Source organism: Chelativorans salis, from assembly GCF_025336525.1.
Lineage (GTDB): Bacteria > Pseudomonadota > Alphaproteobacteria > Rhizobiales > Rhizobiaceae > Chelativorans > Chelativorans salis.
Genome location: NZ_JAOCZP010000002.1, coordinates 618,517 through 630,425, shown reverse-complemented (window position 1 = coordinate 630,425; position 11,909 = coordinate 618,517). Strand labels below are relative to the sequence as shown.

The window sequence follows — 11,909 nt, the reverse complement described above, 5'->3', positions numbered from 1 at the left end:
CCGGGAGGCTTGTCAGGATGGCGCGGGCGGTGGTCACGGGGGGAGCTGGATTTGCAGGGCGTCACCTTTGCGGCAAGCTTCTTTCGGAGGGGCTGGAGGTGGTGTGCGTGGATCCTCTCGTGGAAGGAACCGGCGCGCGGCATCCCAGCAAGTGGAACAGCCCGCCGCGCGGCGCTTTCCGTTTCTTGGAGGAGGATTGTCGTTCCTTCTTCGAGCGGACGGACGAGCGCTTCGACTATATATTCCACCTGGCCGCCATCGTCGGCGGCCGCATGACCCTGGAGACAGCCGCCCTGTGCGTGGCGGACGATCTCGCCATCGATGCCGCGATGTGGCGCTGGGCGGCCCGCACGCGGCCGGGCTGCGTCGTCTACCTCTCTTCGAGCGCGGCTTACCCAGTGAGTTTCCAGAGCGAAGAAAACCGCCGGAAGCTCAGCGAAGACATGATCGATTTCGCTGTCTCTCTCGGCGTACCGGATCTCAGCTACGGCTGGGCGAAGCTTACCGGCGAATACCTCATGAAGCTCTATGTGGAGCGCTATGGCGGCTGGGCCGTCGCCTACCGCCCCTTCAGCGGCTATGGCGAGGATCAGGATCTGGCGTACCCCTTTCCCGCCATTTGCCAACGCCTTCTCGATCAGAAGGGAGCCGCGGAGGTCTTCGTCTGGGGCAGCGGGCGTCAGTGCCGCGACTTCATTCACATCGAAGACTGCGTCGACTTCATCTGGAGGACATTTACCAGGTTGCCCAACGGCTCCAGCCTGAACCTCTCCACCGGTCTCGCGACCTCGTTCATCGAGTTTGCGCAACTGGCCTGCGCCCAGATCGGCTGGGAGCCCCGCATCACGGGCATGTCGGACAAGCCCGAGGGAGCCTTCTTCCGTTGTGGAGACACAGCGCGTCAGTCCTCCATCGGTCTCTCACCCCGCGTTCCCTTGACGGAAGGGGTGGCGAGGATGCTCGACCATCTCGGCGATACGCCGGCGTAGCGCTCGTGCGCGGCCGTTGCGTTGTGCGCTCGACGGCTTTCGCTCTGACCGTTTATAGCCGATGCTCGTCTCAGGCTGACGCGTGTTTTTACATGTTGTCGTCCGCATCCTCGACCGTGACGCCGGAGAAGAGCCGCCGCAAGCTTACCGGCGGGCACCGGAGTGGAAGACGGCAATATCCGGCCACCGCCGCGGCGATAGCAGTTCCCGCGCCGACGTCAGCAAGCGGGAGGATCTCCGCTCACCCGGCCTCCTCCTCGTCCGCAAAGCCTTAGCGCAACCTATCAGGCATCAAGGCGACAACAAGATTGTTGTTAAGTTCTGTCGGGGGTATTTATCCTGTCGGCGCTTCATGCATAACTATACATCTCGTATTATACGAGAACACTTATATACGATAAATTTTTAATACAAGAAAGCCATTACCTGACAATGGATTTTGAAGAGACACAGCCCCTCAGCGAACAGTCCCTAAAAACAATGGTTAACTTCATCACCACTGGTTATTGGGAATACGCCGGGAAACTAAAGAGCATCTCTCACGACCCTCAAGAGAGAAAAGATACAAACTACATTGATGGACAGCCTCGGGAAGAAAAAGATTTCACTTATCAATTGAACGGATTTTCACAGGAAAGGGAGGAGAGGGTCGAAGCCGCTCTTCAATTGTGGGAGGATGTGGTTGACATAAGGTTCACGAAGATTGGCAATGATGTTGGAAGCGACAGACAGCCTAACATAAAATTCCGGGGCGATAGCGATCCTCATTCACAGAATGCTGGATGGGCCGATGGATTTGCTTGGGGCGCTGCCACCGTCGACGTTCCTGACAATTCTTCTGATTTCGATGAGCATAGGGCTCGCCTGTGGATGAGCGACGACGAGCTCAGGGCGACATACGGTTTCGGCGATGAAGAGATCAAGGAAGTCCGGAAGCTGGACGAGAAGACGATCGACATAGTCGCCGAAACGCTTGACTTTACCGCGATCGTACATGAGATCGGTCATGCGTTGGGCCTGGGTCATCCGGGATATTACAACGGTCGGATGGGAGCTGAAACAGGATCAGTATTTGAACATGACAAGTCGCACATAGCGATCATGTCATACGTCCATTTGCTACAGGAAGATCTCACTCAGCTTGTTCCAGTTACACCGCAGATGGCAGATATCCAGGCCATTCAAACTCTCTACGGCGCGGCTGAAACCCGCACAGGCAACACCATCTATGGGTTCGGTATCAACGCCGATGATTTCCCCAATACCGACAAAATATACGACCTCTCCAAATACGGTAACCTTGTCAGCTTCACCATATACGATTCAGGTGGGGTCGACGTCCTTGACGTCTCCGGGTTCAATGACGACCAATTCATCGATCTCCGGGGCGGAGCTTTCTCGAACGTCGGCGGTAAGAAAGCCAATATCGGAATCTACATGGATACGGTCATCGAGTACGCGAAAGGTGGTGGCGGCGACGACCAGATCGTCGGTAACGACGGCAGCAATGCGCTCTACGGCAACGACGGCAGCGATGCGCTCTACGGCAGAGGCAGCGGCGATACTCTGTTTGGGGACGGTAGTGTGTGGTCTTTCGTCGGTGGGAACGACACTCTCGACGGCGGCGGCGGCAATGATCTTCTCTACGGCATGGCGGGCGGCGATGAGCTGATCGGCGGCGATGGCGACGACAGATTGCTCGGCTTTATCGGCGACGACGTGCTGGAGGGCGGCGCGGGAGCGGACAGATTCATTTTCGAGCTCCATCAGAATTCCCCCGTTTCCTGCTGGGGCAATGATGTCATCAAAGACTTCAAGGACGGCGACGACACGATCGTCTTCGCGGGGAGTGCCGCACCGACCAGCATCGACGAGCTCGAGATCGATCCCTGGTCCGAAGGCGGAGCACGCATCACCTACGACGGCAACAGCATTGCTCTGAAAGGCTATTACGCAACGCCCGACAGCAGTGACTTTGTTTTCGAGAACGCTACCGGTATCGCTTAGGATCGCGGGCGCTCGACATCCATAAAACGGCAGGCGGCGCTTCGGTGCCGCCTTTTTTCATGAGCGGAGAAGGCCGGGCTCTCCTTCGGCAGATACCTTCTCCTCCACCAGTCCGAACCCAAAGCCGGAGACGAGCCGCCGCAAGCTTGCCGGCGGTGCACCCGAGGTGAAGAGGGCGATGTCCGGCCCCTCCCCTCGGCTTGGCGCCGGCAGTTCCCGCGCCAGCGTCAGCGCGCGCCGGGCGATCGCCTCGGACGTGTCGATCCAGTCCACCGGCCATGGGGCGGTCTTGCGCATGCGGTTGACGAGGAACGGATAGTGCGTACAGGCGAGCACGACGATGTCCGTGCGGCTGCCCTCGTGCTCCATGAAGCATGGCGTGATTTCCGCACGCACCGCCTCCTCGTCCACGAAGCCCTCGCGCATGTATTGTTCGGCCAGGCGCGCCAGGTTCTCGCTGCCGACAAGCCGCACATGGCACTTGGCGGCATACTGGCTGATCAGGTCGCGCGTATATTGCCGCTTTACCGTGCCCGGCGTGGCGAGAACGGAGACGAGGCCGGAGCAGGTGCGCTCCGCGGCGGGCTTTATCGCCGGTACCGTGCCCACGAAAGGCTGGCCGGGATAGTCCGCGCGCAGGTCGGCGATGGCAAGCGTGGAGGCCGTGTTGCAGGCGATCACGATGAGGGAGGGTGAAAAGCGGGCTATGAGACCGCCGAAAAGGTCGACCAGGCGCACCTTGAGCGCCTCTTCTTCCCAGGCGCCATAGGGGAAGGCGGCATCGTCGGCGACGTAGACATAAGCATGCTCCGGCAGGAGCACGCGCGCCTCCTTGACGACCGACAGGCCGCCGATGCCGGAATCGAAGAAGAGGATGGGGCTGGGCTGCACCTAGTCCCCCGCACCAGGTTTGCCCAAGCCCTTCGGCTTTCTCGGCGTGAACTTTTCCAGCGAAGTAAGCACGCCGCGCAGCACCGCAAGTTCCTCCACGGTGAAGCCGGGGCGTGTGAAGAGGGTGCGCAGGTTGTCCATCATCTTCGGCTTCTTGTCCTCGGTGCGGAAATAGCCGCGCTCGGAAAGTACGCGGTCCAGATAGTCCATAAGACTGCTCAGATGCTCCTTCGTCGCCGGCGTCTGCCGAGGCGGCTCGGGCAGCACCGCAGCCTCCGGCGCCGTCTTCATCCACTCGTAGGACATGAGGAGGACAGCCTGGGCAATGTTGAGGGAGGCGAAGGCGGGATTGACCGGGAAGGTGACGATCTCGTCGGCCAGCGCCACCTCCTCGTTGGTCAGCCCCCAGCGCTCGCGGCCGAACAGGATGCCGGTCTTCTGGCCGCCCTTGTGGCGCGCACGCAGACCCGCCGCCGCCTCCACGGGGCCGCGCACGGGCTTGAAATTGTCTCGGGCGCGCGCTGTAGTGGCCTGCACGAAGTTCAGGTCGGCGACGGCCTCGGCGGGATCGCCGTAGACCTTGACGGCATCGACGACGTGGTCGGCGCGGCTGGCGGCCGCCCTCGCCTTCTCGTTCGGCCAGCCGTCGCGCGGATTGACGAGGCGCAATTCGGCCAAACCGAAATTGGCCATGGCGCGCGCCACCATGCCGATATTCTCGCCGAGCTGCGGCTCGACCAGGATGATCGCCGGTCCTTCTGCGAGCATTTCGCGCTGTTTGTCGGTGCCTGCCATGACGCTGCTGTTAGCCGCTTCCTCCGCCGCGGTAAAGCGCGGGACTGACGCCTTTGCCAAGCGCGCGGCCAATGCTATAGGGGCGCCACTTCCTGAAATCAGGTCTGTCGGCGGCGCAGCCGCCTTTTTTTCCGAGAAGAGGTTTGTGAAATGGCGAAAATCAAGGTGGACAATCCCGTCGTCGAACTCGACGGCGACGAGATGACGCGCATCATCTGGCAGTTCATCAAGGACAAGCTGATCCACCCCTATCTCGACATCGACCTGAAATATTTCGACCTCGGGATCGAGGCGCGCGACGCCACCGACGACCAGATCACCGTCGATGCCGCCAACGCCATCAAAGAGCACGGCGTCGGCGTCAAATGCGCCACCATCACGCCGGACGAGGCGCGCGTGGAAGAATTCGGGCTGAAGCGCATGTACCGCTCGCCCAACGGCACGATCCGCAACATCCTGGGCGGCGTCATCTTCCGCGAGCCGATCATCATGAAGAACGTGCCCCGCCTGGTGCCCGGCTGGACGCAGCCGATCATCGTCGGCCGCCATGCCTTCGGAGATCAGTATCGCGCCACCGACTTCAAGTTCCCCGGCAAGGGCAAGCTGACGATCAAATTCGTCGGCGAGGACGGCCAGACGATCGAGCACGAGGTGTTCGACGCGCCGGGCTCGGGCGTCGCCATGGCCATGTACAATCTCGACGAGTCGATCCGCGATTTCGCCCGCGCCTCGATGAACTACGCGCTGATGCGCAAGGTGCCGTGCTACCTGTCGACCAAGAACACGATCCTCAAGGCCTATGACGGCCGCTTCAAGGACATCTTCCAGGAGATTTACGAGGCCGAGTTCGAGGCCAAGTTCAAGGAAGCCAAGATTTGGTACGAACACCGGCTCATCGACGACATGGTTGCAGCATCCCTGAAATGGTCCGGCGGCTATGTATGGGCCTGCAAGAACTATGACGGCGATGTGCAGTCGGACACGGTGGCCCAAGGGTTCGGCTCGCTAGGGCTGATGACGTCCGTTCTGATGACGCCGGACGGCAAGACCGTGGAGGCCGAGGCCGCCCACGGCACGGTCACCCGGCATTTCCGCCAGCACCAGCGCGGCGAGGAGACCTCCACCAACTCCATCGCCTCCATCTTCGCCTGGACGCGCGGGCTCGCCCACCGGGCGAAGCTCGACGACAACGCGGAACTGAAGAAGTTTGCCGAAACGCTGGAGCGGGTGTGCATCGAGACGGTCGAATCGGGCTTCATGACCAAGGACCTTGCGCTTTTGATCGGCCCGGATCAGCCGTGGCTTTCCACCACCGGCTTCCTCGACAAGATCGACGAGAACCTGCAGAAGGCGATGGGCTGAGCGGAGACAATGGGCAAGCCGCGCCTCTTCGGAGCAGATTACAGTGTCTATGTCCGCAATGCGCGGCTTGTCCTGATGGAAAAGGGCGTCGACCACGAGCTTGTGCCGGTCGACGTCTTTTCGAAGGAGGGGGTGCCGGCCTGGTATCTCGATCACCAGCCTTTCGGGCGCATCCCCGCCTTTGAAGACGGCGATTTCCGCCTTTTCGAGACCGCCGCGATCTCCCGCTATATCGATGAGGCGTTTCCGGGGCCCGCGCTGCAGCCGAGCGACGCGCGCCAGCGAGCGCGGATGAACCAGATCATCTGCATTCTCGACGCCTATGCCTACCGCACGTTAGTTTGGGACATCTACGTCGAAAGGGTTTCAAAGGAGAGAGAGGGCAAGGCGACGGACGAAGCCAAAGTCGCCGCCGCGCTCCTCAAGGCGGCAACGTGTCTTGCGACGCTTTCGCACCTCAAATCAAACGGCGCATGGCTATGCAGCGAGCGGCTGACCCTCGCGGACCTCCAGCCCCGATCTTCGCCTATTTCGTGAAGGCCGAGGAGGGACGCGCGCTTTTGTACGAGCACCCCGCGCTCGTGGCCTGGTGGGAGCACATCTCGGCTCGGCCAAGCGTCAAGGCGACCGAACCCGGATCTTGACAGTCAAAGCGTACTGAAGAGCCGAGATCGCACAGTTCTCCCTACCCCGCCACCGCCGCCCTCACAGCCTCGACAGCAGCAGCCGCTTTCGCGCCATCCGGTCCGCCGGCTTGCGCCATGTCGGGGCGGCCGCCGCCGCCCTTGCCGCCGATGGCCGCAGAGGCGGCGCGTACCAGGTCGATGGCGCTGAAGCGGGCGGTGAGATCGTCGGTGACGCCGACGACCACACTGGCCTTGCCCTCTTCCGACGTGCCGACGAAGACGACGACGCCGGAGCCGAGCGAGCGTTTGCCCTCGTCGGCCAGCGGCTTCAGGTCCTTCGGCGCAATGCCGTCCACCACGCGCCCTATGAAGCCGACTCCACCCACCTCCTGCCGGTCGCCGGCGCCCTCGCCGGCCGTACCGCCGCCGAGCGCAAGCTTGCGCCGCGCTTCGGAAAGCTCCCGCTCCATCTTGCGGCGCTCCTCCACCAGCGCCTCAAGGCGCGGAACCACATCCGACGGTGAGACCTTGAGCACAGAGGCCGCCTCCTTCAGCCGACGCTCCTGCTCGTCCAGATGACGGCGGGCGGCAGCACCCGTCAGCGCCTCAATGCGGCGCACGCCGGCGGCAACCGCGCCTTCGTCGACGATATGCACGAGACCGATATCGCCGGTGGCGGCGGCATGGGTGCCGCCGCACAGCTCCAGCGAATAGGTCTTGCCGGCCTTCTCGCCGTTCGTGGCGGTCCCCATGGACACGACGCGCACCTCGTCGCCGTACTTCTCACCGAACAACGCCATGGCGCCTTCCGCGATGGCATCGTCCACCGCCATCAGGCGCGTGACGACTGGCGCATTCTGCAGCACGATCTCATTGGCGATGTCCTCGATGCGGGAAAGCTCATCGCCGCTGATCGGCTTGGGGTGCGAGAAGTCGAAGCGCAGCCGGTCGGGAGCGACCAGCGAGCCCTTCTGGGCGACATGGGTGCCCAGTACCTCGCGCAGCGCCTCGTGGACCAGATGGGTCGCCGAATGGTTGGCGCGGATGCGGGTGCGGCGGTCATGGTCGACGTGCAGCGATACCTCCTCGCCGGTCTTGACCTCACCTTTGGCCACCTTACCGAAATGCACCAGCAGGCCTTCACCCTTCTTCTGCGTATCGTTGACGGCTACGGTGAAGCCCTCGCTTTCGATCACACCGGCGTCACCCACCTGACCACCGGACTCGCCGTAAAAGGGCGTCTGATTGGTGACGATGGCCACCTCCTCGCCTTCCGCAGCCTGCTCGACGATCGCGCCATCCTTGACGAGCGCGGTCACCACACCTTCGGCCTCTTCCGTCTCGTAGCCGAGGAAGTCGGTGGCGCCGGCCTTGTCCTTGACGGCAAACCAGACGGCCTCCGCCGCCGCATCGCCGGAACCGGCCCAGGCGGCGCGCGCTTCGGCCTTCTGACGCTCCATGGCGGCATTAAAGCCGTCGAGATCGACGGAGATGCCGCGCTGGCGTAGCGCATCCTGGGTCAAGTCGAGCGGGAAGCCATAGGTGTCGTAAAGCTTGAAGGCGGTCTCGCCGTCGAGGCGGGCGCCCTCCCCCATGCCCTCGGTGGCATCGGACAGAAGGTTGAGCCCACGCGCCAGCGTCTTGCGGAAGCGTGTCTCCTCGAGCCTCAAAGTCTCGGCGATGAGCGGACCGCCGCGGGACAGCTCTGGATAGGCCTGGCCCATCTCGCGCACCAGCGCCGGTACGAGCCGCCACATCAGCGGCTCCTCCGCACCCAGGAGTTGGGCGTGGCGCATGGCGCGGCGCATGATGCGGCGCAGCACATAGCCGCGCCCCTCGTTCGACGGCAGCACGCCGTCCGCGATGAGGAAGCTTGCGGCGCGCAGGTGGTCGGCAATGACCTTGTGGCTGGCGTGCTGCCGGCCCTCCGCCACTACACCGGTCGCCTCCTCGGAGGCGTGGATGAGCGCTTTGAAAAGATCGATCTCGTAGTTGTCGTGCACGCCCTGCAGCACGGCGGCCACGCGCTCAAGCCCCATGCCGGTGTCGATCGACGGGCGCGGCAGGTCGACGCGCTCTTCCGACGTGACCTGCTCGAACTGCATGAAGACGAGATTCCAGATCTCGATGAAGCGGTCGCCGTCCTCATCGGGGCTTCCGGGTGGGCCACCGGGGATTTCCTCACCGTGGTCGTAGAATATCTCAGAGCACGGACCGCAGGGGCCGGTATCGCCCATGGCCCAGAAATTGTCGCTGGTGGGGATGCGGATGATGCGATCGTCGGGAAGACCGGCAATCTTCTTCCAGTGGCCGGCCGCCTCGTCGTCCGTGTGGTAGACGGTGACAAGAAGGCGCTTCGGATCGAGCCCGAATTCCTTCGTGATCAAGTTCCAGGCGAGTTCGATGGCGACGTCCTTGAAATAGTCGCCGAAGGAGAAATTGCCCAGCATCTCGAAGAAGGTGTGATGGCGAGCGGTGTAGCCGACATTATCGAGATCATTGTGCTTGCCGCCGGCGCGCACGCATTTCTGTGCGGTGACGGCACGGTTGTAGGGGCGCGTCTCGAGACCTGTGAACACGTTCTTGAACTGCACCATGCCGGCGTTGGTGAACATGAGTGTGGGGTCGTTGCGCGGCACGAGCGGGCCCGAAGCCACGATCTCGTGCCCGTTCTTTCCAAAATAGTCGAGAAAAGTCGACCGGATGTCGTTGACGCCACTCATGTATTTGCCTTTGCGAGAAGCCCGCTATGCGCGCGGGAAGAGGATCGCAGCCTTTTAGCGCCCACGCTTGAAGCTGTCCAGAAATCCCGCCGCTACTTGCGGCAAATGTGCCGAGGAGCAGTACGTCCACGTTTCCGCCCGGGCACCTTGCGCTCGGCCGGAAATGAAAGAACCCAGCGCCTACCCGCCGGGTTCCAAGGTGAATGAGCCTTTGCCTTGAGGAGGCACTACTCCTGCATTTCCTCGCCATCGGCGCCTTCGTCACCCATCATAGGGGCCATCTTGTGCATACGCATATGCTTGAAGCGGGGGCCGGGTCCGCGATGGCGCATGGCAAAGCGCGGACCGTCTTGAATGCCGCCCCTGTGCATGGCGCGGAAGTCCTCGGCGGCACGGCGAAGCTCGTCCTCGCTCAACTCACCGTTGTCGTCACGGTCCAGAAGCGCGAAGCGCTCGCCTTGATGGTTCTCGAACTCGGCAAGCGTGACGGTTCCGTCACCGTCGATATCGAGCATCCGCGTCATGCGCTCGGCCCTGCGCTCGAACTCGCGCTTCGTGACATAGGTTACCAGCTCTTCCTGAGAGAGGGCGCCGTCGCCGTCCGTATCGGCCGCCTGCAGGGCTTTCAAACGCTCGCCGCCGAATTCCTCCGCAATCACCGTCCCATCGTCGTCCTGATCGAAGCGGCTGAATATCTTGCCGCGCATCTTCTCGCCGTGCTTGAGGGCGACGGCGGGCTTGTCGGCCTCTGCCTCGCTTTGCGCCAGTGCGGCGGTTCCCGTCATAAGTGAAAAGGCGAGTGCAGGAAGAAGGACCTTACGAAGCATGCGTTCACTCCTTGGTTTACCGCTGGGGCGGCTTGGGACGCAGATTTTCTGACATGCCCCACATTACGTGGTGCTTTCGGGGAAATTACATTTTCGTAATCTGCCTTCACACCAGCTCTTGACATGCAACCATTTAGTTGCACATTATCCGCCCATGGATGCAGACTTGGTGTTTAAGGCGCTTGCCGACCGGAGCCGACGCGAGCTGCTCGACAGGCTCCATGCTAGGAGCGGGCAGACCTTGAGCGAGCTTTGCGCGAGGCTGGAGATAACTCGGCAGGCGGTCACCAAGCATCTGGAAATCTTGGAGCAAGCGAACCTCGTCGTCTCCGTGCGTCGGGGACGGGAGAAGCTCCACTATCTGAACCCCGTGCCGATCGGCGATATCGCCGAGCGCTGGATGAGCAAGTACGACCGCAATCGGGTCGCAGCCCTCGCTGCTTTGAAGAAAGGACTGGAGAATGAGCACTGAGAAGCCGAGCTTCGTCTATGCAATTTATATCGCCACCACGCCGGAAAAGCTCTGGCAGGCCCTGCAAGATCCTGAGATGACGAAAGATTACTGGGGCCGGAGCCGCAATGTGTCGGACTGGATGCCGGGCTCGCGCTGGGAGCACCAGAATTACGACGATTCTTCTATCGTCGATGTCGCGGGCGAGGTGGTGGAGAGCGATCCTCCGCGCCGCCTGGTGGTGACATGGGCCGATCCCGAAGATGCGGGCGACGTAAGCAAGCATTCGCGCGTCACCTTCGAAATCGAGCCGGCCCACGATTCTGTTCGTCTGACGGTGACGCATGAAGGCCTGGAGCGTGACCCGAAGAAGCTCACCGCCGTGAGCCAGGGTTGGCCCGCCATTCTATCGAGCCTGAAGACGCTGCTGGAGACAGGAGAGGCACTGCCTGGAACAAAGCGGCGGTGGGGTCGGCGCGCCGCCTGACCTGCGACATGCCGCGATAAGAGAAGCAGCGAGGCGTCACCTGTGGAAGGTGGCCCAATCTTCCAACGGCGCCCGCTCGCTACGCAAACGGTTCTCCGGTTTCGATGGATCCTCATAGCCGAGCGCCATGCCGCATACGACGATCTCCTCCTCGGGGATGTCGAGGATGGGCCGGATGAAGCGGTGGTAGGGTGCAAAGGCGGCTTGCGGGCAGGTGTGCAGGCCCCTCGCCCTCGCGGCTATCATGATCGATTGCAGGAACATGCCGTGATCGACCCAGGAGCCCTTGTTGAGCCGCCGGTCGATGGTGAAGATCATGCCCACGGGTGCATCGAAGAAGACGAAGTTGCGGTCGTGCTGGGCGCGCATCTTCTCCACCTCGCGGCGGCCAATGCCCAGAAGGCTGTAGAGGGCATAGCCGACGGCGCGACGGCGCGACAGATAGGGCTCGAAGAACTTGTCCGGGTAGTACTTGTACTCGTCCCACTCGACCTTTTCGGCGCGGATGCCTGATGACAGGATCGCTTCGGCAAGCCGCGCCTTGGCCTCGCCCGTCGTCACATAGACCTTCCACGGCTGCATGTTAGTGCCCGACGGGGCGCGCGAGGCGACCCTGAGGATGTCGCGGATCGTCTTCTCGTCCACAGGGTCGGGCAGGAAGGCGCGCACCGAGCGGCGCGACGTGATGGCGTCGTCGACGGCCGCCGCATCGCCCTGATCCGCTATCTTCTTCTTGTCCGGTGCCAGCATA

The 11,909-nt window shown here is 62.3% G+C and carries 10 protein-coding genes and 1 pseudogene; 6 read left to right on the top strand and 5 right to left on the bottom strand.

Features of this window, described 5'->3' with window-relative positions; genetic code table 11:
* The first annotated feature begins 17 nt into the window (after positions 1-17).
* Both N5A92_RS09035 and N5A92_RS09030 read left to right on the top strand, forming a co-directional pair.
* On the top strand, positions 18-989 hold the full coding sequence (locus N5A92_RS09035) for an NAD-dependent epimerase/dehydratase family protein (RefSeq protein WP_260901933.1): 972 nt from the start codon (positions 18-20) through the stop codon (positions 987-989).
* Positions 990-1,421: 432 nt separating this feature from the next.
* A complete protein-coding gene (locus N5A92_RS09030; protein WP_260901932.1) occupies positions 1,422-2,996 on the top strand; it encodes a M10 family metallopeptidase C-terminal domain-containing protein in 1,575 nt (524 codons plus the stop codon).
* Positions 2,997-3,053: 57 nt separating this feature from the next.
* On the opposite strand, the gene murI is transcribed toward N5A92_RS09030, so the two are convergent.
* Together murI and N5A92_RS09020 are read right to left on the bottom strand one after the other, a co-directional pair.
* The gene (murI, locus tag N5A92_RS09025) at positions 3,054-3,887 is read right to left on the bottom strand and encodes a glutamate racemase (RefSeq protein ID WP_260901930.1); all 834 of its coding nucleotides are present in this window, start codon (positions 3,885-3,887) and stop codon (positions 3,054-3,056) included.
* On the bottom strand, positions 3,888-4,682 hold the full coding sequence (locus N5A92_RS09020; protein ID WP_260901929.1) for an RNA methyltransferase: 795 nt from the start codon (positions 4,680-4,682) through the stop codon (positions 3,888-3,890). It abuts the gene before it with no gap.
* A 150-nt stretch (positions 4,683-4,832) separates the two neighbouring features.
* Here N5A92_RS09020 and N5A92_RS09015 point away from each other — a divergent pair, with 150 nt between their 5' ends.
* Both N5A92_RS09015 and N5A92_RS09010 read left to right on the top strand, forming a co-directional pair.
* A complete protein-coding gene (locus N5A92_RS09015; RefSeq protein ID WP_260901928.1) occupies positions 4,833-6,044 on the top strand; it encodes an NADP-dependent isocitrate dehydrogenase in 1,212 nt (403 codons plus the stop codon).
* 9 nt (positions 6,045-6,053) lie between these two features.
* Positions 6,054-6,688: pseudogene (locus N5A92_RS09010) on the top strand (glutathione S-transferase family protein).
* Between the two features lie 41 nt (positions 6,689-6,729).
* On the opposite strand, the gene alaS reads toward N5A92_RS09010, so the two are convergent.
* On the bottom strand, positions 6,730-9,393 hold the full coding sequence (alaS, locus tag N5A92_RS09005; protein ID WP_260901926.1) for an alanine--tRNA ligase: 2,664 nt from the start codon (positions 9,391-9,393) through the stop codon (positions 6,730-6,732).
* Between the two features lie 227 nt (positions 9,394-9,620).
* A complete protein-coding gene (locus N5A92_RS09000) occupies positions 9,621-10,220 on the bottom strand; it encodes an EF-hand domain-containing protein (protein WP_260901923.1) in 600 nt (199 codons plus the stop codon).
* A gap of 154 nt (positions 10,221-10,374) precedes the next feature.
* On the opposite strand from N5A92_RS09000, the gene N5A92_RS08995 reads away from it, so the two are divergent.
* Positions 10,375-10,692, top strand: a complete 318-nt coding sequence (locus N5A92_RS08995) for an ArsR/SmtB family transcription factor (protein ID WP_260901920.1) — start codon at positions 10,375-10,377, stop codon at positions 10,690-10,692.
* A complete protein-coding gene (locus N5A92_RS08990) occupies positions 10,682-11,158 on the top strand; it encodes an SRPBCC family protein (RefSeq protein ID WP_260901919.1) in 477 nt (158 codons plus the stop codon). Before N5A92_RS08995 ends, N5A92_RS08990 begins: the two co-directional genes overlap by 11 nt.
* Before the next feature lie 36 nt (positions 11,159-11,194).
* Here N5A92_RS08990 and N5A92_RS08985 read toward each other — a convergent pair whose 3' ends face one another.
* The gene (locus N5A92_RS08985; protein WP_260902328.1) at positions 11,195-11,908 is read right to left on the bottom strand and encodes a nitroreductase; all 714 of its coding nucleotides are present in this window, start codon (positions 11,906-11,908) and stop codon (positions 11,195-11,197) included.
* Between the last annotated feature and the right edge of the window lies 1 nt (position 11,909).

What these genes read in the sequence shown, in the direction of transcription:
- N5A92_RS09035 (WP_260901933.1), top strand. Translation starts at nt 18, where the DNA reads ATGGCGCGGGCGGTGGTCACGGGGGGAGCTGGATTTGCAGGGCGTCAC.
- N5A92_RS09030 (WP_260901932.1), top strand. Translation starts at nt 1,422, where the DNA reads ATGGATTTTGAAGAGACACAGCCCCTCAGCGAACAGTCCCTAAAAACA.
- N5A92_RS09020 (WP_260901929.1), bottom strand. Translation starts at nt 4,682, where the DNA reads ATGGCAGGCACCGACAAACAGCGCGAAATGCTCGCAGAAGGACCGGCG.
- N5A92_RS09015 (WP_260901928.1), top strand. Translation starts at nt 4,833, where the DNA reads ATGGCGAAAATCAAGGTGGACAATCCCGTCGTCGAACTCGACGGCGAC.
- alaS (WP_260901926.1), bottom strand. Translation starts at nt 9,393, where the DNA reads ATGAGTGGCGTCAACGACATCCGGTCGACTTTTCTCGACTATTTTGGA.
- N5A92_RS09000 (WP_260901923.1), bottom strand. Translation starts at nt 10,220, where the DNA reads ATGCTTCGTAAGGTCCTTCTTCCTGCACTCGCCTTTTCACTTATGACG.
- N5A92_RS08995 (WP_260901920.1), top strand. Translation starts at nt 10,375, where the DNA reads ATGGATGCAGACTTGGTGTTTAAGGCGCTTGCCGACCGGAGCCGACGC.
- N5A92_RS08990 (WP_260901919.1), top strand. Translation starts at nt 10,682, where the DNA reads ATGAGCACTGAGAAGCCGAGCTTCGTCTATGCAATTTATATCGCCACC.
- N5A92_RS08985 (WP_260902328.1), bottom strand. Translation starts at nt 11,908, where the DNA reads ATGCTGGCACCGGACAAGAAGAAGATAGCGGATCAGGGCGATGCGGCG.